The organism is Spirosoma sp., from assembly GCF_026391055.1.
Taxonomy (GTDB): Bacteria; Bacteroidota; Bacteroidia; order Cytophagales; family Spirosomataceae; genus Spirosoma.
The window spans coordinates 292,696-314,529 of the sequence record NZ_JAPLET010000009.1; the positions used below are offsets into that span (position 1 = coordinate 292,696).

At 50.2% G+C, this 21,834-nt stretch carries 20 protein-coding genes; 11 read left to right on the top strand and 9 right to left on the bottom strand.

Translation table 11 applies throughout. The features are described from left to right. Nucleotides 1-273 precede the first annotated feature (273 nt). Nucleotides 274-1,959 (top strand): PQQ-dependent sugar dehydrogenase, encoded by a 1,686-nt coding sequence (locus tag NT073_RS02065; RefSeq protein WP_297368042.1) that lies wholly within the window; start codon nucleotides 274-276, stop codon nucleotides 1,957-1,959. Nucleotides 1,960-2,019: 60 nt separating this feature from the next. Continuing rightward, entirely contained in the window at nucleotides 2,020-2,604 is a 585-nt protein-coding gene (locus NT073_RS02070; protein WP_297368045.1) for a peptidylprolyl isomerase, read from the top strand. Between the two features lie 123 nt (nucleotides 2,605-2,727). On the opposite strand, the gene NT073_RS02075 is transcribed toward NT073_RS02070, so the two are convergent. Together NT073_RS02075 and NT073_RS02080 are read right to left on the bottom strand one after the other, a co-directional pair. Continuing rightward, the gene (locus NT073_RS02075; protein WP_297368140.1) at nucleotides 2,728-5,802 is read right to left on the bottom strand and encodes a PVC-type heme-binding CxxCH protein; all 3,075 of its coding nucleotides are present in this window, start codon (nucleotides 5,800-5,802) and stop codon (nucleotides 2,728-2,730) included. Nucleotides 5,803-5,924: 122 nt separating this feature from the next. Continuing rightward, complete coding sequence (locus tag NT073_RS02080; protein WP_297368048.1) at nucleotides 5,925-6,782, bottom strand: sugar phosphate isomerase/epimerase family protein; 858 nt, start codon at nucleotides 6,780-6,782, stop codon at nucleotides 5,925-5,927. Nucleotides 6,783-6,979: 197 nt separating this feature from the next. Here NT073_RS02080 and NT073_RS02085 point away from each other — a divergent pair, with 197 nt between their 5' ends. The 7 genes from NT073_RS02085 (at nucleotide 6,980) to NT073_RS02115 (ending at nucleotide 13,240) form a co-directional block, all read left to right on the top strand. After that, the gene (locus NT073_RS02085; RefSeq protein WP_297368051.1) at nucleotides 6,980-7,549 is read left to right on the top strand and encodes an RNA polymerase sigma factor; all 570 of its coding nucleotides are present in this window, start codon (nucleotides 6,980-6,982) and stop codon (nucleotides 7,547-7,549) included. Nucleotides 7,550-7,563: 14 nt separating this feature from the next. Next, entirely contained in the window at nucleotides 7,564-9,150 is a 1,587-nt protein-coding gene (locus tag NT073_RS02090) for a hypothetical protein (protein ID WP_297368054.1), read from the top strand. Nucleotides 9,151-9,162: 12 nt separating this feature from the next. Next, nucleotides 9,163-9,642, top strand: a complete 480-nt coding sequence (locus NT073_RS02095; protein ID WP_297368056.1) for a hypothetical protein — start codon at nucleotides 9,163-9,165, stop codon at nucleotides 9,640-9,642. A 60-nt stretch (nucleotides 9,643-9,702) separates the two neighbouring features. Next, a complete protein-coding gene (locus NT073_RS02100) occupies nucleotides 9,703-10,941 on the top strand; it encodes a serpin family protein (protein ID WP_297368059.1) in 1,239 nt (412 codons plus the stop codon). 157 nt (nucleotides 10,942-11,098) lie between these two features. Beyond that, nucleotides 11,099-12,385 carry a hypothetical protein gene (locus NT073_RS02105; RefSeq protein ID WP_297368063.1) on the top strand — a complete coding sequence of 429 codons (1,287 nt, stop codon included), beginning with the start codon at nucleotides 11,099-11,101 and terminating at the stop codon, nucleotides 12,383-12,385. Between the two features lie 8 nt (nucleotides 12,386-12,393). After that, nucleotides 12,394-12,972, top strand: coding sequence for a hypothetical protein (locus NT073_RS02110; protein WP_297368066.1), 579 nt, complete (start codon nucleotides 12,394-12,396; stop codon nucleotides 12,970-12,972). 73 nt (nucleotides 12,973-13,045) lie between these two features. Further along, complete coding sequence (locus tag NT073_RS02115; RefSeq protein WP_297368069.1) at nucleotides 13,046-13,240, top strand: hypothetical protein; 195 nt, start codon at nucleotides 13,046-13,048, stop codon at nucleotides 13,238-13,240. 159 nt (nucleotides 13,241-13,399) lie between these two features. On the opposite strand, the gene typA is transcribed toward NT073_RS02115, so the two are convergent. Beyond that, nucleotides 13,400-15,214, bottom strand: a complete 1,815-nt coding sequence (gene typA / locus NT073_RS02120) for a translational GTPase TypA (RefSeq protein ID WP_297368073.1) — start codon at nucleotides 15,212-15,214, stop codon at nucleotides 13,400-13,402. A gap of 260 nt (nucleotides 15,215-15,474) precedes the next feature. After that, the gene (locus NT073_RS02125; RefSeq protein ID WP_297368076.1) at nucleotides 15,475-15,675 is read right to left on the bottom strand and encodes a hypothetical protein; all 201 of its coding nucleotides are present in this window, start codon (nucleotides 15,673-15,675) and stop codon (nucleotides 15,475-15,477) included. 68 nt (nucleotides 15,676-15,743) lie between these two features. On the opposite strand from NT073_RS02125, the gene NT073_RS02130 reads away from it, so the two are divergent. Continuing rightward, on the top strand, nucleotides 15,744-16,175 hold the full coding sequence (locus NT073_RS02130; protein ID WP_297368078.1) for a gamma-glutamylcyclotransferase family protein: 432 nt from the start codon (nucleotides 15,744-15,746) through the stop codon (nucleotides 16,173-16,175). Nucleotides 16,176-16,276: 101 nt separating this feature from the next. On the opposite strand, the gene NT073_RS02135 is transcribed toward NT073_RS02130, so the two are convergent. From NT073_RS02135 to NT073_RS02155, 5 genes are all read right to left on the bottom strand, one after another. After that, entirely contained in the window at nucleotides 16,277-16,594 is a 318-nt protein-coding gene (locus tag NT073_RS02135) for a hypothetical protein (RefSeq protein ID WP_297368080.1), read from the bottom strand. A gap of 71 nt (nucleotides 16,595-16,665) precedes the next feature. Continuing rightward, nucleotides 16,666-17,115 carry a hypothetical protein gene (locus tag NT073_RS02140; RefSeq protein ID WP_297368081.1) on the bottom strand — a complete coding sequence of 150 codons (450 nt, stop codon included), beginning with the start codon at nucleotides 17,113-17,115 and terminating at the stop codon, nucleotides 16,666-16,668. 154 nt (nucleotides 17,116-17,269) lie between these two features. Next, nucleotides 17,270-18,148, bottom strand: a complete 879-nt coding sequence (locus NT073_RS02145; protein WP_297368084.1) for a dienelactone hydrolase family protein — start codon at nucleotides 18,146-18,148, stop codon at nucleotides 17,270-17,272. Between the two features lie 132 nt (nucleotides 18,149-18,280). After that, a complete protein-coding gene (locus NT073_RS02150; protein WP_297368086.1) occupies nucleotides 18,281-19,561 on the bottom strand; it encodes a metallophosphoesterase in 1,281 nt (426 codons plus the stop codon). 6 nt (nucleotides 19,562-19,567) lie between these two features. Next, a complete protein-coding gene (locus NT073_RS02155) occupies nucleotides 19,568-20,902 on the bottom strand; it encodes a hypothetical protein (protein ID WP_297368088.1) in 1,335 nt (444 codons plus the stop codon). A 131-nt stretch (nucleotides 20,903-21,033) separates the two neighbouring features. On the opposite strand from NT073_RS02155, the gene NT073_RS02160 reads away from it, so the two are divergent. Further along, the gene (locus tag NT073_RS02160; RefSeq protein ID WP_297368090.1) at nucleotides 21,034-21,828 is read left to right on the top strand and encodes a carbohydrate-binding family 9-like protein; all 795 of its coding nucleotides are present in this window, start codon (nucleotides 21,034-21,036) and stop codon (nucleotides 21,826-21,828) included. The last annotated feature ends 6 nt before the right edge of the window (nucleotides 21,829-21,834 follow it).

Genomic DNA, 21,834 nt, shown 5'->3' on the forward strand with positions numbered 1-21,834 from the left:
GGTTTAACCTGCATTTGATTTAACCTTTTTACGCTGTCTGAAAATTATTATTGATCATAGAGGCTCAGCCAATTAAACCTATCAATCTTTTGCGTTCTATGTGCCGCAATGGCAGACCATTTTTACGTTCTATACACCTGTTGCTCAGATAAAATAGTTTGCTGTATAGAATTAGATAAGACCTGCCAGTAGGCTTTGTTAACAAATGCGGTCGTCAACTCACATCTGTTGACCCCTGCGGTTCTCATCTGCCAAATCTATATTACTCCCAGTATGCACCCGTCTCGCCACCCTTCGCTTGCAGCGCTTTGTCGGCTTATTATTTCTTCTGCATTTGTTATCCTGCACTGCGCGTCTTCAGTTGCGCAGAATGTGCGAAGTGGAGAAAAACTTTTCGACGCCAATTGCGCCGGTTGCCATAATTTCAAGCAGGATGGCATTGGCCCTCAACTGGGTGGGCTGAAGAACGCTGTTGACCGAGCCTATTTGGTCGAGTTTATTAAAAGCCCCAAAGCTCAGATTGATGCACGAGTAGCGCGGGCACTGGATAAAGCCAAAAAATTCGGCACTGTCATGCCTGATTTCAAACACCTGACGTCTGCCGAACTCGACGATCTGGTCGCCTATATTTTTGAAAAACCCGCTCCCGTCGTCCGGGCCTCTTCCGGAAAAGTGGCGCTGGAGAACCCGATCATCTCCTCAATACCCCAGTCATCTTTTGCGCTGAACTTGCAAAAGGTCATGCAGTTTCCCTTTACAAACAAAACGCAACCTCGCACACGGATCAATAAGATGGGGTTCCACCCGATTACGAAGGAAACGATGGTGTCCGATTTACAGGGGAAAATCTATATCCTAACGACCAACAATCAGCCCGATGTGTTTTTTGATGCCGCGAAGCATTTTAAAAATTTCATCAATACGCCCGGTCTGGCGACGGGCCTGGGTAGTTTCGCATTTCATCCTGATTATGCCCGAAACGGACTCTTTTACACAACTCATACAGAACCAAAAAATTCCGCAACGGCTGATTTCAGTTATGCCGACAGTATTCCGATTCGATTGCAGTGGGTAGTCAACGAATGGACCGTTACAGACCCCCGTTCTCGTGTGCTGACCGGGAAACCCCGCGAACTGCTTCGGGTCAACGTGGTCGATCAGATTCACGGTATGCAGGAAATTGCTTTCAATCCGTACGCAACGCCTAAAAGTCTGGATTATGGGTTACTCTACATTGGCATAGGCGACGGCGGGGCCGTTGAGAAAGGCTATCCGTTTATTGCGCGGGATAAAAACCATATCTGGAGCAAAGTACTCCGCATAGACCCTACCGGTCGGACAAGTAAAAACGGACAGTACGGTATTCCCAAAACTAATCCGTTTGTGGGTAAAGATGGGCTGGACGAAGTATACGCAGCCGGTTTTCGCAACCCCAACCGGATTTCGTGGACAAAAGACGGAAAAATGCTGGTTTCCAACATCGGTCAGCGACAGATCGAATCCGTTTATCTGGTCAAACCGGGCAAAAACTACGGCTGGCCCGACCGCGAAGGCACTTTCCTGATCGACTCGACAGCCAATGTAAACAGCGTGTATCCTTTACCAAAAAATGACGCCCGCTATGGTTATTCGTATCCGGTGGCGCAGTTCGACCACGACGAGGGCAACGCGATCATGGGCGGCTTCGAATACACCGGCAGGCAGATTCCGGCATTAGCAGGAAAATACGTATTTGGTGAGATCGTTCGGGGGCGAGTTTTCTACGTTAACCTCAACGAGATCAGGGAAGGCGCACAAGCGACCATTCATGAGTTCCCGTTGAGGCTGGATGGTCAACAAACAACGCTGAAAGAGCTGAGCAAAGCTACTAAAGTCGATTTCCGAATTGGGCAGGATGCCGACGGCGAACTCTACCTGATGACCAAATCGGACGGCATGTTATATAAGGTAGTGAAGTAATCTCGTATATTATCGACTTGTTGAGTCGTTAACACAACCTGAATGCTAATCCGTACTATCATGCCTACACTTCTTCTGTTACTAGCCTGTCTTGCTTCATTTTCTATTCCGCCTAAACCGGCTAAAACTTACCCCATTGGGCAAATAAAAACCAGCAAAGGCGAGATACTTTTCTGGCTGTATGACGAAACACCAACCCATAAGGCCAGCTTCGTGAAGCTGGCCAAGGCAAATTACTGGGATACGCTGACGTTCAATCGGGTCATTAACAATTTTGTGGCGCAGGGTGGTTGTCCCGATACCCCGGCGGGTTTTTCGGATTCACCCTATTTGCTGAAACCGGAGTTTGTGCCCACCATACGGCACATTTATGGGGCGGTGGGTGCCGGGCGAGACAATAACCCCGAGATGCTCTCGGCGGGTTGCCAGTTCTACATCGTGCAGAACAAAAAAGGACTGGCCCGCCTAGATGATAAGTTCACGGTGTTTGGGCAGGTTTTTAAGGGTATGGATGTGGTTGATGCTATCGTAGCCGTCAAGACAGACAAAACAGACGCGCCCTTGGAGCCGATTAAGCTGGATGTGAATATCATTAACCTTACTGCCGCAGAGTTGAAGAAGGCCGGGTACACAGTAACAAACTAGTTTCGAAGTTTATAACCACAGAGAGGGTCCGCCGATGCGGCACAAAGAACACAAAGGAGATTAGCTTCTCAACCTCTGTGTTCTTTGTGCCGCATCGGCGGACCCTCTCTGTGGTTAAATACCTTACTGCTTCAGCAGAAATGCCGTTAAATCAGCGACTTGCTGGTTGCTGAGACCCATAGCCACGGGGTCTGGCATGAGACTGGTTTTATACTGTCGCTTCGACGAAACCTGATCGGCGGGGATGGTGTATTTGGGTCCCTTAATACCCCTAACCACAACAGCCTGATCGTTGTCGCTTACCAGAAACCCATAAAAGGTTTGGCCTTTCTTGGTCGTAATCAGCCAGGGCTCGTAACCGAATGCAATGCCCGCGCTGGGGTGCAGAATGGCATCTAACAGGCCGTTCTTATCAAATTTCTGGTGAATCTTTGTCAGCTCCGGGCCAACGTCGCTTCCCAACTGGCCGTGCTTGTGGCAAGTGGCGCAGTTGGCACTGAATACCGTCTTACCTGTCCGCTCATTTCCAGATAGCATCGCAATTTGGTTCAGCACCGGGTCCGAACTACTGCTGGCCGTCACCATTGCCGGTTTGGAGGAAGCAGTTTCGGAAGTACTAGCCAGTTCAGGTTTAGTGGCTACTACTTCCGAATTTACTTCGGCCGAAGGGGTCTCCGGCTTTACGGAAAAGTATTCTTTAGCCATCGTCCGCACACTTTGATCCGGATTTTTAAGCAGGGTTGGCGTAACGGCTTTCATTAACTTATCCGACAGTTTCTTATCGGCGGCCAGGCCAACCAGGATTTTGCCGCCTTCAGGATCGCGGGCCATTTCCAGGGCCAGCCTCCGCTTTTCGGCATCCGACTTGTATTCATCCAGCAGAATTTGCCGATTTGCCAGCATCTTTTGCTCTCCCGTCGACACCTTTGTTGGCATTACTTCCTCCCAGTTCAGGAATTTGGCCCAATCGTTACCACGCCGGAATCCCATCCAATACAAAGCCTGGTCGGCCACCTCCCTATCGGTCAGCTTCGATAACTCAACCATTGCCTGTGCGGCCTGTGGCGTTTTAATAAAGCCCAGCGCCACAATGGATTGCTTCCGCGCATCGGCAGCCAATGAAGGACTAGCCGCTCGTTTTTTCAGCATCGTTACCGCCGAGGGTGGGTGTAACTCCCAAACCAGGTTCGCCGTTCGCTGGTCCCACTCGATGGGATTTTTCGGCATTGTCTGCTGCAAATCAAAGAACAACGCTTCTTCTTTGCCATCGGCTGCCTTTCCGAGCGCATCCAGATACCAGGGGTCTTGCCCGTCATACCCCTTTATCAGATTTATCAGTAAGAACCGGCAGTCATCAAAGGGAACATCGCGCAGGGCAATGGCCACTTCCCGACGTACGGCAGCACTTTTGTCGACCGACAAGTTGCCCATAAGTGGTAATAAGGCCTTTTGCGACGCCGTAATGGCCGGAATCGACTTCGAGTTTTCGGGTGTTATACTGCGTAAAGCCCGGAAGGCCGTCATTCGCACCGGCGCATCGACTGCCTTGAGCAACCGCTCGACCTCAAACTGGCCTTCGGCACCTAATTGCGCCAGAAGGTAAATAGCGCGGGCACGGTGGAACGGATTCGATGACGACAGAATACCCATAACCGGCTCGACGGCTTTTTCTCCCTGCGCCACCAGTGCTTCAAAACCCAGCATCCGTACATTTACGGCCGGGTTCAGCAGAGCGGCAATCTGCCCCTGCGTTGTTCGAAGATCTATTTTGGGCGTTTTAAGCTTTTTGCCTTTAGGGGTAATCCGATAAATACGGCCGTATCCTTTTGTATCTTTCATCTGATGTCCCCCTACCACAGGGTCGTACCAGTCGGCAATGTAGATGGCTCCATCGGGCCCAACGGCTACGTCGCTGGGCCGAAACCATTTTCGGGTATCGTCGGTGGCGGCATCCCACTTATAATTGGGGTCCACTTCCGGGAAAGTGCTGATAAAATCCGTACGGGGCATCCGGTAACCAGCCCCCATTGGTTCGGGTTTATAGCTAAAAATAACGTTGCGGCCGGCTTCGGCGCTGAGCAGCATCCCCCGGTACTGCGGCCCGAGTTCATCACCTTCGTACATGACCATGCCCGTTGGCGAACCGGCTCCACTGATGTCACCAGCAGGCATAACGCCCGGATCTTCCTGATGCCAGTGCGCGATTGGGATGGTCTGCCCCGGCCGTTGATCGCCCTGCCAATAGCGGGTGCCGTCGCTGCTGAAGTACCCGGCATTGGCCCCTTCCATCAAAAAGCTCGTGCGGCAGGCTACTACCTGATCGTCGTTGTCATTCTGCCACATGTTGCCGTACGAATCCAGGGCCGTTTCGTAGTTGTTCCGGAAGTTATGCGCCATTACTTTCAGGTTCGACCCATCCGGATTGATCCGTAGCGCCATACCGCCGGTCCAGACACGCCCATCGCTACTTACCTGATTGCCCTTATTGCTTTTGTTATAGGGCGTTCCACCCACGTACAAACTACCCGAGCGCAATGTCCATCCATCTTTGTCGCTTACGATGTGCGGACCGGCGTTTCCGGTGTTGAAGTAATATTTGCCGTCGGGTCCGGCTACCACCGCATGCAGGGAGTGGTCATGATCCAGTCCACCGAAACCTGTGAGCATTACTTCTTTTTTATCGGGTTTATCGTCGCCGTTTTCATCGGTATACACCACCAGATTTGGGGCGGCTGACACAATGACTTTGTTCCCGATAACGGCAATACCCAGGGGCGACACCAGATCCGGGTCGGTTACAAACACTTTGCTGGCATCGGCTTTTCCATCCCCGTTGGTATCTTCCAGAATAACGATTCGCTCACCTTCGGGGTGGTCGAGTCGACTGTTGGCTTTGTTGTTGAATTTTCGATAGTTGACCGCTTCCGTAATCCATACCCGGCCTTTGGCGTCGATGTCCATATTGGTGGGGTTGTGGAACATGGGAGCTTCTGCCCATAGGGTAGCCTCCAGATCGCTGGGAAGGTAGAGCGTATTTGAATCGGCCCCAACAACCATACTGTGCTGTCTGGATGGTTCGGCTCCCGGAGTTGGGACGGCAAATTGAGTAGCTGGCCGGAACGTCTGGCCAGCCAGGTATAAAAAACCAAGCGTTGTTAGAACGAATGGGACAGGATTCGAAGAAAAGGTTGTCTTCATCATTTAATTTAAACGTCAAATGCGTTCTGGCGCGGGCATTCGCCCATGCCCATCAATGTAGCGAGCCTATACTCGCGTTTATAGAACAGACACGGGCGAATGCCCGCGCCAGTACAATTGATTCAGGTGAATAGGGCTCGCACCGTTTTATTATTCTCAATATAACTTCCCAGCATCGGTTTCCCTTTAGGCACAGCCCCTTCAAGGTGTAACCAGCCGACATAGCCAATGTCGTCCAGAGCCTGTTTAACCTTAGGCAAATCGACTTTTCCTTGACCAATCAGGTATCCGTTTTCCTTCAGGTGAACTTCGCAGATTCGATCTTTACCCAACGACCGGATTTCGCTGAAGATGTCGTATCCCATCTCCGATGAATTGCAGACGTCGTAATACACTTTCACCGCCGGAGAGCCAACGGCTTCCAGAATAGCCAAATGTTCAGGAGCCGACAACCAGGACTCGATACCGAGCACTACGCCGGCTTTTTCGGCTTTTGGCGCAACGGCCTTCAGGCGTTCGATAACGACTTTCGTGCCCTTCGGGTCGTTTTTCAAATCGTTGTTCGAGAAGAAGGCCAGAAGAATATTCTTTACTCCGAGTGCTTTAGCGACATCTACGCTGTCTTGTACCCAGGCTTCGGTACGCGGGTCTGATTTGTAGGGAATCTGGTTAAGCATACCGATGGCGAGTCCGCCAATCTGAACGCCCGAATGTTGCGCAGCCTCCTTCACTAACCGCTGAAGCTCCGGCTTGCGCAGGTGTTCATGATCCGACGCTGTATTCAGGCTTATCTGTACCCCGTCCAGGCCAATTTGCTTCGCTACGGCAAACGACTTTATATCGCCCGCCGGGCCAATTGACCAATCACAGGCACCAATCCTGAATCGGTTGCTGTCGGCTCTTGTTTGAGCAAACGCACCGTAAGTCAGTGCAGAAATTCCCGCACCAAATGAGTAACGGAGTGCATCACGACGATTCATCTATAGTTGCCGAAAAGGTTTCTCAAATATACATATCTATAAAATATTCAACATAATCTATCTTAAGACTATAATCTTTGTTATCAAGGAGCCGCGAATGGGCAGATTGAGCCGGTGATCGTGTAAAAGCAAAAAAAATTTAGATCGTTTCCAACCGTTTACCGCTATATAAGGTCTTTGTTACTGTCCACGTTGTTATGCAGGATGAATACGAACTAGTTGAAGGGTGCCGTCGGCAAGACCGAATTGTGCAGCGACAGCTCTACGAGCGGTTTGCCGGGAAGCTCTTTGTCGTTTGTAAACGGTATATTCATGATCCAGATGAAGCAGAAGACGTATTGCAGGATGCTTTTGTAAAGATATATCGGCATATTGATTCGTTTCGGTTCGAGTGCCCGCTGGAGGCCTGGTTAAAACGCATAGTGATCAACACCGCGCTGAAAGCAATACGCAAACAGAAACCGTGGGAACACACTGCCGACATACAGGAGCTGGCACCCGTATTACCTCAGGCCGACGAGAGTTTACCGTCGTTGAATTATAAATACCTGCTGCAATTAATTCAGGAGTTGCCCCCCGGTTGCCGGGCCGTCTTCAATCTATACGCTATTGAAGGCTACAACCACCCTGAAATTGCGGAGATGCTCGACATTGCCGAAGGAACGTCTAAATCGCAATATGCCCGCGCCAGGGGGTTGTTACAACAAAAACTACAATCGGATAAACGGTTTGCGGACGGTTACCCTGCACAGGGCCGTTCCGAGTGAACAACGCTATAAAAATGGATGAGTTAGATAAGAATCTGCCGGACGATTTCTGGCGAAAGACATTTGACGAAGCCGCCGAAACGCCCCCACCCCGCGTTTGGGCGGCTATAGAGCGCAAGCTGGATGAATCTGATGGCCCAAAGGTTGTACCTATCTGGGGTTGGGGTCCGGCATCGTCGCGCTCACTTTTCTGGGGTTCTGGGCTGGCAGCAGCGGTGGCACTACTGCTCGTCGGCTGGTGGCTAGTCAACACGCCCTCCACGCCCCCCACACCCGTAGCTCATATACAGCGGGCAGTTCCGTCAGAAAATGTAGCTGCTTCAACGAAACGGACGGAATCATCAGATGCTTTATCTACGGAAACCAGCCCGGCCGATGCATCGACAACAGCCGCCAACAAGGTGATAGCCTCGTCTGGTGTAACGTCGCGGCTAAAGGCGGAGCGTTCTCCGTATAATGCATCAACCGAGCGGATAGCTGCTGTGAAAGATGCCAGTGAGACAATTGCCAGGAATGAGAAAGCGTTTGATTCGGGTTTTGCAGCGCTTCAACAGCATATAGCGGCTATCGAAGCGTCGCAACGCACCCAATCGGTAGCCTCCAGGATGCAGGCTGTTGCTTACTCAGCCAGCCAGCATGCAGAATCAGGCGTTCAGGCATTTGGTTCAGCCCATGAAGCGGCTTTTGATAAACTGTCGGGTAAACCCATGCGGTTGCGCACAATCGGTGCCATTCAGCGTATCGTCTGGGCTCGACCAGTGGAGGTTGACATGGAACCGGCGATGATAAAATCGAAGCAGAAGTCGCGGGAGTTATGGGCATCGGTAAGCATGATGCCGGGGTCGTTCAACCCAACGGTATCGCTTAAGACGGCTCAACCTTCATTTTCCAACACAATGATTGCTTCTTCAACGGTATCGAACCAATCGGCCGTTAGCAGCCGGGCTAGTTTTTCGGTAGCTTACCAGGCGGGGGCGGGCGTTCAGTTGAACGACCACTGGTCGGTTGAGTCGGGAGTGGGTTATCTGTCGGGTAGGTCAACGGTGGAGACACCGGCTCAGCAGTATCTGGCTTCGGTGCAGATGGATGCCCTGACCAATCGGAATACGGGGTTAAACAATTTGTACACCGATGCCCTACGGAGCAGTGTACGCAGCAATGATCTGGCAAATGCGCCCCAGGCTAATTATTCGGGTCTGGCGGCAAATGGCTTCAAGTCAGCTGCGCCTTACGACAGCCGAAGCATACAGGCAGTAACGAATGACTATCAGTTTGTACAGGTTCCGGTTCAGGTAGGGTACCAGTTTCGGCCGCGCAAAAAGCTGAGTATGGCCGTGTTGGGCGGGTTACTTACAAATATTTTTGTTAAAAACACCGTTGGCGAAGCCTTAGTTGTAACCAGCAAAGATGGGGTTTATCGCCCGGTATCGCTGGCGGCTACCATGGGAGCCCGAGTACGCTACCGGCCTTCGCGGCAATGGTCGGCCTCCGTAGCCGGTGTTTATCAACCCTCTCTCGAAGCGGGCACAACAGCTGACTCTCAAGTACAAACCCGTCCAACGTCGGCCGGTATGAGTTTCGGTGTCGATTATCATTTTTAATTGCGTTCAATCATGAAACTTCTGGGGATCTGCCTTTTGTTTCTAAGCCTTTTGGGCCGTTGCTCGCCGGATAAATCGGTCTTGGCAGAGCCTTTAGCAACGGATGGATTGATTATTCGTACCGGTACATCTTTCGGTATGTGTGTTGGCTATTGTAAACACGACTATGTAATTAGTGGTACTACCCTGATGCTCACACAAACCAGTCAGGCAAGAACACAGAACCAAAACCCAGCGAAGACTTGCCAGACGACGATACCCCAGGCTGTCTGGGATACACTCAGAGCAGCGGCTAACCCAACATTATTTATTCAGAAACCGGAGCAGTTGGGCTGCCCTGATTGTGCCGACGGCGGTGCCGAGTACATAGAAATGGAGGCCAATGGCCAGAAACACCGGGTTACCTTTGAGTATGGCGCTACAATTCCGGGTTTCGAACCACTGGTAACGGCCCTGCGTGCTCAACGCGAGGCTTTCAAAGAGTGTAAGTAAGGCCTGCTTTCAGCGTCTCGCAAACGTTCAAACCAGTATGTTCTTAAGTCAACTACGCCCATGAAAACAACCCTCTTTTCAACCGTTTCCGCAGCTGTAACCGGTATTCTGCTCACGGCTGTCAGCTGTAATACATCCACAGTTACCCCAACGACCGGTACAACCGGTGAACTTCGGCTTTCGGCTCCATTTACCGCACAAACAACCCAGTTTGCCTTCGATCTTGCCAAACAGGTAAACGCTCAGGATGGACCGGCCAAAAACGTGTTTATTTCTCCTCTAAGCCTTCATATGGCGTTAGGCATGATAATGAATGGAGCTAACGGCCAAACAGCTCAGGAGATCCAGAAAACGCTCAAACTAGACGCACAAACGCTGGCCGACGCTAATGCAACGTATCAAAACCTGATGGCCAATCTGCCGGGAGTCGACCCGAAGGTTACGCTGAGGCTGGCAAATTCGGTTTGGTACCGGAATACGTTTACCGTTGAAACGGCTTTTCAGGATTTGCTGAAACAAACATTTAGCGCAGAAATATCGGCGCAGGATTTTAACAACCCGGCCACCGTTGGTACGATCAACAGCTGGGCCAGTCAGAAGACCAATGGCAAAATCCCGAAGGTAATCGATCAGATACAACCCGACAATGTTCTATTTCTGATGAACGCGCTGTATTTCAAAGGAGACTGGACGACTCGCTTCGATGCCGCCAAAACTACCGATTGGCCTTTTACGTTGGTTTCCGACGCTCAGACAACCGTCCGGATGATGCGACTGAACACCCAGTTGAACCACGCATCGCGGCCAGGCTATACGGCCTTCGAACTTCCGTACGGTGCGGGTAATTATGTGATGACGGTGCTGCTGCCCACCGGCAATTCAACAGCCGATGTACTGATTAACAACCTGAACAGTGATGAGTGGGCACTGCTTCAAAAAAACATGACCAAGAGTTTATTTGACATTGGCCTGCCCAAATTCACCGTAAATTACGAAGCCAAGCTAAACAATGTGCTGAGCACACTGGGTATGCCAACGGCATTTACTGATCGGGCTGACTTTACCAAAATAAACGCACAGGGCGGCTTACTGCTGAGCTTTGTGAAGCAGAATACGTTTGTAGCAGTCGACGAAGCAGGGACCGAAGCGGCTGCCGTAACGACTGGCGGTATTTCAACCACATCGGTGCAAATGCCAACCCTCTGCGACCGGCCTTTTGTGTTCGTTATCCACGAGAAAACATCGGGTGCTGTGCTGTTTGTCGGCAAGATCGCCGATCCGACTAAAACCAACACCTAAGAAAGTGGGCCAGTCATTACCTATTTCAGTCAATACTCTTTTTGTGTAAGATCAACATTCCCCGGCCGTAATCAGGACAGCCGGGGAATTTTTTTGATGATTTACAACGATTTGTCCGTTCGCAGAATCCTGATAACAAACCCTAATGATCCTGTATATGAAATCGAATCGTCTACTCCTGTTTCTGTTGCCCTTACTTTCCTTAACGGGCTGCACGGATACCTGTAAGGAAACCCGCACCTTCCGCCGGTATTCGCCCGTTACATTTACGGCGGCTCAGGTGCGACAGGGCATTCAGACCGAGCCTCCACAGGCGTTGGTCAACCCCGGTAAGATTTACACCAAAGACCAGTTTCTTTTCATCAATGAGCTGAAGGAGGGAATTCACATCGTTGACAACCGCAACCCATCCGACCCCAAGCCGGTGGCGTTTCTTCGTATCCCCGGAAACGGCGATATGGCAATTCGAAACAACATTCTGTACGCCGATAGCTACATGGATCTGATTGCATTCGACATCAGCAATCCAACGGCTGTTCAGACCGTAAAACGTGTCCCGAATGTATTCCCGAATGGCTCGTTTGAAGGGGGATGGTGGAGTTTCGACCCAGCCAGCCAACTGCTCTACGACCAAAAAGTGAGCTACGTTACCGAAACCACAGAGACCAATTGTGAAGAAGGTGTTGCACCAACGAACTGGTGGGGCGGAGTTTTCTTCAGCGCCCAAACCTCAGCGGCCGTTAACGACAAATCGGGCGGTTCCGTTACAAACGGAGTAGCGGGCTCTATGGCGCGGTTTGCCCTGTACGACAACTACCTGTATACCGTCAATCAGTCGGCCATGCAGTTGTTCGACATCAAAAATCCGGCAGAGCCTCAACTAGGCAACCAGGTCCAGCTGGGCTGGGGTATTGAAACGATTTTTCCGTACAAAGACAAGCTGTTTATTGGCTCACAGTCGGGTATGCATATCTATGACAACGCCAACCCGGAAAAGCCATCCCTCCTATCCGTCTTTCAACACGCCCGCGTTTGCGACCCAGTGGTTGTTCATGATAATCTGGCCTATGTTACCCTCCGTTCGGGTAACCAGTGCGGTGGGTTTACCAATCAGTTGGATGTAGTCGATGTGACGAACCTGACAAGTCCGAAACTGCTAAAAAGTTATCCCATGCGCAATCCGCACGGCCTGGGCATTTCTTTCCCTAATCTGTTTATCTGTGAGGGGGCTTATGGGCTAAAGTCATTCGATGTACGTGACGCACTGAACATCGATCGTAACCTGTTGCAGCATATTGAAGGTATCAACGCGTTCGATGTTATCCCGCTGGAAAAGTCGCTGCTCATGATTGGTAAAGATGGCTTTTATCAGTTTGACATCAGCAACCCGCGCCAGTTGCGCCAGATTAGCCGTATTCCGATCAGTCGTCCATCGTATTACTAACGCACACCATGAAACGACTTTTTCCGTATTTGCTGGTATTGATGGCCGGAACCGGTTATGCTCAGAGCCAGTTTACGCAGCCCCGGTACGTGAACTACACCGAGTTTGGCGGCCTGTTCGGCCGGGTCGCTTATGGGCCATCGATTGCGCAGACAGTCGAAAACCGACTAAGTTTTACAGCACAAACGTTTAATGGGGTGCAGGTAAGCCGCCAGTTGGCGATTGGTGGCCTGGTGAGCCTTGATTGGTACAAGACAGCCTTACTGACGCCCGTTGGTGCCGGACTACGGTTCGACCTGATACGCCATCCACAACAAAATGTACGCTTACTGGCCATTGCCGATGCAGGCTATGGGTTTGCGTGGTTCAATAAAAATTCGACCGGTTACGAACTTAATGGCGGATGGATGGTCAATCCGGGCTTAGCTTTACGGATTGGTAAACCATCCTCTACGGCTTTTGTCATGTCACTATCGTACAAACGTCAGTCTGTAGATGTACAGAAACCGCTCAGTGGCGTTGATATTCAACGGGATGAACACCGTATTTACAACCGAATGTGCTTCCGGGTAGGCATATCATTTTGAAACAATTCGTATCAAGTCCATGTTCACACTAAGATTGATGCACCGTTCTTTAATTACTTACATCCATTCCACCATGAAAAAAGTTGTTCTATCAGTTATTGGCGGCTCGCTGTTTATAGCTGGTTATTACCATGTTCATCATCAGGTTGCTTATATAGATGCACAAACTACGCAAACCGGCTTTGTAGCACCGGCAACTGTACGTGCATCTCCTATGTCTTTATTCTCCCTTAGAACAATTCCTGCCTTTGCCTTCCAGTTTCATTAGGCAAGGAGCTATTCTAAGCTTATTTAGCTATAATTTTGATCAATTAAAAAGCCCTTCCCGAACGTTCGGGAAGGGCTTTTTAATTGATCAAAATTACAGCGGATGACGTAAAAGCGGATTGATTAATAAACTAAACGATCCGCTTTTATAACTCGTCAATTAAGCCATAGCAAATTTATTCTGATTCCGTTTCCGCTCGTTTTCGTCGAGGTATATTTTACGGATACGCATCGACTTCGGCGTTACCTCCAGGTATTCATCCTTCTGTATATACTCCATATTCTCTTCAAGTGAGAATGAGATTTTCGGAGCAATCTTCACGTTGTTATCAGAACCTGAAGCACGCATGTTAGTCAACTGCTTTGCGGTTATTACGTTGACAACAATATCGTTCTGACGGTTATGTTCGCCAATTACCTGGCCTGTGTATATTTCGTCACCGGGCTCTATAAAGAAAGATCCCCGATCCTGAAGCTTATCAATTGAATAGGCCGTAGCGGCACCGCTGGTCATCGAAATCAATGAACCGTTGATCCGCTCGGGGATTGGTCCTTTGTATTCCTGGTACTCTTTGAAGCGGTGGCTCATAACTGCTTCACCGAAGGTAGCTGTGAGGACGTTGGAACGCAGACCAATCAGGCCACGCGATGGAATATCGAATTCCAGGTGTTGCAGATCGCCTTTCGGTTCCATGATCAGCAGCTCACCTTTACGCTGGGTTGCCAATTCGATAACCTTACCAGCTGTCTCCTCCGGAACGTCGACCACGAGGGTTTCGATTGGCTCCAGTTTGTGGCCGTTCTCATCTTCTTTATACAACACCTGAGGCTGACCAACCTGCAATTCGTAGCCTTCACGACGCATAGTTTCGATCAGAACAGAAAGGTGAAGAATACCCCGACCATAGACCAGGAAGCGGTCTTCACTGTCCGTTGCCTCTACACGAAGAGCAAGGTTCTTTTCAATCTCTTTGTACAGACGATCGCGCAGGTGGCGCGACGTTACGAACTTACCCTCTTTACCGAAGAAAGGCGAGTTGTTGATGGTGAACAACATGTTCATCGTTGGTTCATCCACCGAGATACGCTCGAGAGCTTCCGGGTTTTCAAGGTCGGTGAGAGTATCGCCGATTTCGAATTCTTCCAGACCCGTAACCGCGCAGATATCACCGCATTGAACTTCGGCTACTTTCAGTTTGCCAAGCCCTTCGAACGTTTGCAGTTCTTTGATTTTTACCCGTTTCACCGTACCATCACCCTTGATAAGGCCCATAGTGGCACCTTCTTTCAGCGTACCGCGATGTACACGACCAATGGCGATCCGACCCACGAAGGCCGAATAATCCAGCGATGTGATCTGCATTTGAGGCAGACCTTCGTTTATTGGCGAAGCCGGGATATTCTCAACGATAGTATCGAGCAGATAGGTGATGTTGTCGGTTGGGGTTTTCCAATCCGGACCCATCCAGCCCTGCTTCGACGAACCATATACCGTTGGGAAATCAAGCTGATCTTCGGTAGCACCGAGGTTGAACATCAGGTCGAATACCTGCTCGTGTACTTCGTCGGGCCGGCAGTTTTCTTTGTCGACCTTATTTACAATTACGATTGGCTTCAAACCCAGTTGAAGGGCTTTGCCAAGTACAAAACGTGTTTGTGGCATGGCGCCTTCAAAGGCATCGACCAGCAGACACACACCGTCAGCCATTTTCAGAACGCGTTCAACTTCACCACCAAAGTCACTGTGGCCTGGTGTATCGATGATGTTGATTTTAACATCTTTGTAGCGTACCGATACGTTTTTAGAAACGATGGTAATGCCCCGCTCACGTTCGAGGTCATTGTTGTCCAGAATCAGGTCGCCAAACTCCTGATTGTCCCGAAAGAGCTTCGATGCGTGGATGATCTTGTCAACCAGAGTCGTTTTGCCGTGGTCAACGTGGGCGATGATTGCTATATTGCGAATTGATTGCATACAAATGTTGTCTGAACCCGGATTTACCTGATTCGTTTGACTTTCATGATTTGGTTGTATTTCTCTGAACCCGTTTATAAGCAGTCATGAAAACCATGAAAAATCAAATAAATTCTACCGGGTAACCCGACGGTTCAGCTATTTCAAGCCGCAAAGGTACGAAATTTTACGCTGAAACACAGATTTTTACAACTAATTTAACGAAAAAAGGCCCATATAAGGGCCAGGCTATGCTATAAGTACAATTTCTTAACAATTGCTTAATGATTCGGGCAGCCACAGCCGTTTTTCTTGCGAAAAAGACCGGTATTAAACAGACCTCCGCGCTTCGGTTTATAGCCCTTACGTTTACGGCCAATAGCCGTCGATTCAGTCGTATTTTTAGCCGCCACTGTTTCCAATGGAGCGGTCGTTAAAACCAGTGAAGCAGCAATGAGCAGCAGAATTTTTGTCTTTTTCATGACCGGGCAATTTTCTATGTAACGTCAAAAAGCCTATTTTCGTCGCGCTGCTCTATTTTTTTTATTAGATGACCCATAATCCTGACTTCCTGATCGTTTACGGAACCCTCCGCCCTCCCTTTGATAATACGTTTTCGCAGTACCTCCGGCAACGTGGGCGTTATGTGGGTGAAGGCTCCTTTACAGGTCAGTCGTTCGATATGGGAAGCTACCCCGGTGCTGTTTATCAGTCAGGCAGTCAGAGTCTTGTGCATGGGTCTGTGTTCGACATCAGCAATCAGAAAGCTGCCATCCTTACCTACCTCGATTACTACGAAGGCGTTGGCGAAGGTTTCGAACAACCCACCGAATACATCCGGGCTGTCGTTCCCGTTCAGTTTAACAACCAAACCGCCGACTGCTGGATTTATCTCTACAACCTGTCAACAGATGATAAGCCCCTGATCGAATCCGGCGATTATTCTCTGCACATCGGCAAGCCTTTTTCCTGGCCAGCGTAATTGGTTTTTGGTGAAGTAAGTAAATAGTGAGTGGAGTGGTTCATCGGTAATTAAGTCACCAATGAACCACTCCACCCACTATTTACTTACTTCACCAAAAATTACCTAGGTCCGCGCGAACGGTTGCCACCACCGTAGGCACCTCCGCTGCGACCGCCGTTGTAACCACCGCGTGGGCTGCCGCCGTAATAGCGGGGCGAAGGTGAATAATAACGTGGGCGAACTACTACCGGAGGACGAACCACTACCGGTGGGCGGTAATAACCGTAAGGGCTATAACCATATCCGTAATAAGGCCGCGCACCATAGTAACCGGGGCCATAGCCAGGACCCGTACTTACGTAGGATGGCCCGCAACTGGTCATTAGAACAACTAATAAACCAGCCATCAGAAAGGGCAAGATTTTTATCGTTTTCATGATCTTCTCTTTGATTATTAACGGATTGAATCAATCTATTGTTTGACCTGAACAGCCGTTCAGGCTACTCATTACCAACGGCGACCGTAGCCGCCCCGGCCTCCTCGATGGCCGTAACCGTACCCTCCATAGCCACCATACGGCCGAACAATAACCGGTGGAGCATACACAACCCGTGGCGGTGGTGGCACAATAACTACCCTGGGTGGTATAATCACAACGGGTGGCTGCATCGGATAAGGCCGACCATATTGATCATATAGCACATTACCATTTGGGTATGGCTGACCATACCCATTCGGATAAGGCTGGCCGTAGCCGTTGTTATAAGCGTTTGGGTAGGACTGGTTTGGATAATTCTGACCGTTGCCATAGCCGTTGGGGTAATTCGGATTGTATCCGTTTCCATTAGGATAGGCTTGACCGTAGCCACTGCCGGGTCCGTAAACCTGACCAAAACTAATACTGGCTACACCCAAAAGCAGACCAGCTACAACTCCACTCCACTTGATCGTTTTCATCGCTGAGGCAGGTTTTCACCCGATTTGTCAGTTAGACAGATTACAGGCCCCAGCGTTTAATGAAAACGTAAAGATTCTTCTTAAAGTTTAATTAAAAAGCCTGACCACTAGATAGTAGTCAGGCTTTACCAGTATCGTAAGATGTACCTTCCGTTTACGCTTTCAGTTTATCTTTCAGATAATTCAGCGCCAGCTTATACGCGTCGGCTGCGGCTTCTTTATTATAAACCGGGTTGCTCGGATTAGCAAAACCGTGACCAGCGTCGTACATTTTTACGGTCACTTTCTCACCGGCCTTTGCCATGTTCTCTTCGAACATCTTCACTGACTCGGGCGTGATGCCTTTGTCCTGGCTACCGAAAATACCCAGTACATCGGTGTCGAGTGTTTTCAGCTTCTCCACATCCTGCTCCGGCCGACCGTAGTACATCACGCAGCCTTTGGCTTTTTTGCCTTCCAGCATAGCCGACTGCAACGACAGCATGCCACCAAAGCACCAGCCTACACTGGCAAATTCAGCTTTCGGACCCGCATATTCGATAGCCCCTTTCATGATGCTGGCCAGCCGATCTTTATTGGCGCCCTGCATCAGTTTACCTGCTTCCGATGGTTCGGTCGCCACTTTGCCGTCATACATATCAACGGCCAGTACGTTCACGTCTTTTAGATCGTTGTAAAACGTTTCGGCCTGTTGCTTGATGTTGTCATTCAGACCCCACCATTCCTGATAGACGAGCAGCCATTTGTTGGAGTTCTTTTTCGACTTCAACAAAAACCCATTTGCCGACTGACCGTCGGGTGTCGAGAACTTGATCATCTCGCCCGCGCCAACGTAGGTGAAGGGTAGGGGGGCTTCGTGCAGTCGCTGGAAAGCCGGGTCAGCGGCCATTGCCGACATGTCGTTGCCTTCACCGTCAGTAGCGGGTGCGTGGCAAAGGGGGATCGCCGTTTCCTGCGGTTGTGCTGGCTTGATGTTCAGCAACGACAGCAGCGACATGAAGAACGAAAGTCCGGTAATGAATACGATTTTCATATAGTATGTGATGGTTAATTGATAGGAGTAACTGAATGAGCAGGGAATAAGTTAACCGATATTCCGTAAGCTACGGCAATTTAACACAAGCTTTCAACTAATTCATGTTGATACATGTGATTGACAAATTTATCACGCTTTCACCAGCTCAAAAATGGTGATCTCAGGAAGTATGCCCACACGACCAGGATAACCGATGTAGCCATATCCACGATTCACATACAGTCGCTGATCGCCGTCCTGATACAAGCCCGCCCATTGTTTGTAGAAGTATTGCGCCGGACTCCAACGCACATCGCCCAGGTCGACGCCAAACTGAGCGCCGTGCGTGTGACCGCTGAACTGAACGTCGATGTCTGGGTACTTCGGCCGAACTTCGGCATCCCAGTGGGTCGGGTCGTGGGAGAGGAGCAGTTTGACGGGATAATCCTGGGTTCCTTCGTAAGCTTTGGCCAGATTACCCGCCCGCAAGGCCGCCGGACCAAAGCCAAGATTCTGAACCCCAATGAGCGCAATCTTATCGCCGTTCTGTTCCAGGATCTTGTTCTCGTCCATCATAATATTCCACCCCATCTGCTTATGTGCTGCCACCACATTCATCACGTTTTGCCGTTCGGCCTGAGCGCTCGGCCACTGGACGTACTTCCCGTAGTCGTGATTGCCCAGCGTAGAGTAAACCCCCAGCGGGGCCTTCACCTTATTGAAGATATCGATGTAGCTATTCACTTCTTCAGCATGGCTGTTGACCAGATCGCCGGTGAAGAATACCATATCGGGCTTCTGGCCAAGGAGCATCTCAACACCTCCTTTTACGGCCGTTTTATTGAAAAAGCTACCGGAGTGAATATCTGAAATCTGCGCGATGGTCATGCCGTTAAATCCGGAGGGCAGGTTTTTCAGCGGGAGTTTGATCCGCCGAATTCGGTAATCATGTGCGCCCGAAACAATGCCCCACGTAAAACCAACCAAAGGCACAGCACCAACAACCAGCGCCGTTTTCATCAGGAAATCAGAGCGCGTAATAGTGTCTGTGGCAGGCATCGTCTGACGGGTCGAATCCTCGACCGCTTCCCGAACTTCGGGCTTGTAAAAGAGCGAAACAATCCACCGGAAGAACCGGCCGATGTCGTCGATCAGAATAATCAGAACGGCAAAGATTTTCGAGAAGTAGGGAATGGCAATGGCCGCCCATAGAAACGTACGCGTGTTGCGGCTGATGGAATCGGGGGGGAGCAGCTGCATGATAACGTACAGCACCAGCGATAATGCTGTAAACCCCCAGAACGCAATGGTAATAATCCGTTGGGTGCTTTCTGTAGCTGAACGGCTAAGTGTCTTCACGGCCTGAAAAACATACCAGTCGATCAGCAGCAGGATAGCGGGAAGAATGAAAAATAAGGCAGTACGATTCATGAATGTTTAGTTAGTGCCCTTGCTGAACTCAAGGATGTATTCGGACAGGTATTCGCTTTTTTCGGGCTTGATGTTCTTGACAAACAGCCTCGCCCGTTGGCCTAACCGCAGGCAGGTATGTTTGTTGGCAATATCATCCGGCGTGTTCATGGGTTGCAGGGATGGATACCACAGGAAAAAACCCGGTTTATCGAGCAGCAACTTCGGTTTCGACCAGGCCTGTGATTGAAGAGCTTCGCCCAGATCGCGGTTTTGGTTGAACGAAATATGAATGCTGCTCCCTGCCCACGACTGCCCCACAACTTTGCCCATGAGCATAACCCAACAATTAAGGTAGGTGTTCCAACTCACCGACGGCCCCCAGTGAAAGCCCCCCGTTGGCGAGGAAGCGGCCCCACCCCCTTCGCTCTCCGGAATTTGTAGAGACGCAATGGGGGCACCCACACCATTGTAAGGTGCGTTGAAACCTTTACCATCCCACCGCCGGGCTTTACCGACGGGATTGTCCAGATCACTGAGTTTAATGCGGGCTACACTAATGCATTGGCCGCTCCATTCTTTTTTCCGGTCATAACCCGCTTCGTCGTATTGGCCGGGATAGCCATACTCTCCATAAAACATATACAGGTAGTCGCCACTGGCTACGGCAGAAGGATCGCCGACGCCCCCGGCAAAGGTTTTTGAGGTATTGTGCGGCTTGAGAATCATCCGGGGTTGCAGGTCTTCAATAAAGAGTCCTTTGTTCTCCCACGCCTTTCCACCGTTAGTTGATTTCATGATACCGATACGGCAAACGGCAGCGGGCGACTTAAGACCAGTCAGCCCCTGCGGCCACTTTTTGTCGATGTACCCTTCGCCGGTTTTCGGGTCGTAGGGTAGGGTGGCCGGGTAGTTTTCGTTGTGGTAAACAGCGTAAAGTGTTTTACCGGACCTGTCGGTAGTGTCCTGATAAACGGTTTCGAACCAGACGGCACCATGCAGGCCCGGCTGGCCAATCGGTACGTTCGCGGGCATTTTGGGTTCCGTAAAGTCTTTTCCCTGCCGGGCAAAAGCTTCTTCGGCGTTTCTGCCATCGGCATATTTCAGGTCGCGGGCGTTGCCCCAAAGTGGATCTTCGCCGTACTTGCCCGGAAAAATCCGGAATGTATCACCCACCCAGGCTTCGGCCATATTACAATCTACAAAGGAGTTGAACAGCACCCGTTTGGCGGGAATGAGTTTGTACGTTGCCGCAGCGGTAGTTTGCTGATCAGCCTCTTTTTTGCCAGAACAGCTAATGAACGAGAGGCCAGCTAAGGCCCCTATAATCAGCGTAGTTACGATGTGATTTTGTGTCTTCATGATAGTTGCTAAAGGTAGATGGTTCAATGCAATTACACAATCCTGGAAGGTCATTAGGATTATCACTACTCATTACATTTGAGTATTAATAGCCATTGATCAGGTTTACACTGTAAGCCCTTTAACTCTATATGGATTCATACATCGCTAACAAAATAAACGAGTTTATAACAGTCGATGGAGATGTAACGAAACCCATCTGGCAACAGGCCATTTGGAGCCACCGATTTGTCGATATGGCTTCCGGCGCACCGGGGATGTACGACACCAAATCGGCTATCGTCTGGAACGACACGCACCTGTACATTGCCTTTCAAGCCGAAGAACCCTTTGTTGAAGCGCACCTGACCGAACGGGATTCCATTATCTTTCTTGAAAGCGATCTGGAGCTTTTTATCGACGGCGGAGACTGCTATTACGAACTGGAAGTGAATGCCCGAAATACGGTGTATGAAGTGTTTTTTATCTGGAAAGATGCCTACCAGCGCGGCAGCCGCTTTGACACACCCCAATTTGACGTATTCGATCCGCAGGCACTCACCTTCGGCGGTGACCTCGACCGCAGTGGTTCCTCGTTTTGGTATGGTACGCATCCGCGCGGCCTGCGCTGGGCATTCCTGAACTACGACATGCCGGGTCTGGAAACGGCCGTTCAGGTTGATGGCACCCTGAATGACAACAGCGATATTGACAAAGGCTGGACGCTGGAAATCGCCATTCCATGGTCAAGTCTGACACTGTTAGCTAACGGTCGTAACCTGCCTCCACAGTCCGGCGATGAATGGCGCATGTTTCTGGGTCGATTCCAAAAATTGATGGCGTCAGATACCGAAGTACAGCCGCATCCGGCCATGGTTATGACGCCCCACGGCGTTTATGACACCCACCAGCCGGAGAAGTGGAGCCGGATTGTTTTTAAAGAGTGAGAAAAT

Bases quoted from the DNA above. Each gene is read 5' to 3' on its own strand.
- NT073_RS02065 (WP_297368042.1), top strand. From the start codon at position 274: ATGCACCCGTCTCGCCACCCTTCGCTTGCAGCGCTTTGTCGGCTTATT.
- NT073_RS02070 (WP_297368045.1), top strand. From the start codon at position 2,020: ATGCCTACACTTCTTCTGTTACTAGCCTGTCTTGCTTCATTTTCTATT.
- NT073_RS02075 (WP_297368140.1), bottom strand. From the start codon at position 5,802: ATGAAGACAACCTTTTCTTCGAATCCTGTCCCATTCGTTCTAACAACG.
- NT073_RS02080 (WP_297368048.1), bottom strand. From the start codon at position 6,782: ATGAATCGTCGTGATGCACTCCGTTACTCATTTGGTGCGGGAATTTCT.
- NT073_RS02085 (WP_297368051.1), top strand. From the start codon at position 6,980: ATGCAGGATGAATACGAACTAGTTGAAGGGTGCCGTCGGCAAGACCGA.
- NT073_RS02090 (WP_297368054.1), top strand. From the start codon at position 7,564: ATGGATGAGTTAGATAAGAATCTGCCGGACGATTTCTGGCGAAAGACA.
- NT073_RS02095 (WP_297368056.1), top strand. From the start codon at position 9,163: ATGAAACTTCTGGGGATCTGCCTTTTGTTTCTAAGCCTTTTGGGCCGT.
- NT073_RS02100 (WP_297368059.1), top strand. From the start codon at position 9,703: ATGAAAACAACCCTCTTTTCAACCGTTTCCGCAGCTGTAACCGGTATT.
- NT073_RS02105 (WP_297368063.1), top strand. From the start codon at position 11,099: ATGAAATCGAATCGTCTACTCCTGTTTCTGTTGCCCTTACTTTCCTTA.
- NT073_RS02110 (WP_297368066.1), top strand. From the start codon at position 12,394: ATGAAACGACTTTTTCCGTATTTGCTGGTATTGATGGCCGGAACCGGT.
- NT073_RS02115 (WP_297368069.1), top strand. From the start codon at position 13,046: ATGAAAAAAGTTGTTCTATCAGTTATTGGCGGCTCGCTGTTTATAGCT.
- typA (WP_297368073.1), bottom strand. From the start codon at position 15,214: ATGCAATCAATTCGCAATATAGCAATCATCGCCCACGTTGACCACGGC.
- NT073_RS02125 (WP_297368076.1), bottom strand. From the start codon at position 15,675: ATGAAAAAGACAAAAATTCTGCTGCTCATTGCTGCTTCACTGGTTTTA.
- NT073_RS02130 (WP_297368078.1), top strand. From the start codon at position 15,744: ATGACCCATAATCCTGACTTCCTGATCGTTTACGGAACCCTCCGCCCT.
- NT073_RS02135 (WP_297368080.1), bottom strand. From the start codon at position 16,594: ATGAAAACGATAAAAATCTTGCCCTTTCTGATGGCTGGTTTATTAGTT.
- NT073_RS02140 (WP_297368081.1), bottom strand. From the start codon at position 17,115: ATGAAAACGATCAAGTGGAGTGGAGTTGTAGCTGGTCTGCTTTTGGGT.
- NT073_RS02145 (WP_297368084.1), bottom strand. From the start codon at position 18,148: ATGAAAATCGTATTCATTACCGGACTTTCGTTCTTCATGTCGCTGCTG.
- NT073_RS02150 (WP_297368086.1), bottom strand. From the start codon at position 19,561: ATGAATCGTACTGCCTTATTTTTCATTCTTCCCGCTATCCTGCTGCTG.
- NT073_RS02155 (WP_297368088.1), bottom strand. From the start codon at position 20,902: ATGAAGACACAAAATCACATCGTAACTACGCTGATTATAGGGGCCTTA.
- NT073_RS02160 (WP_297368090.1), top strand. From the start codon at position 21,034: ATGGATTCATACATCGCTAACAAAATAAACGAGTTTATAACAGTCGAT.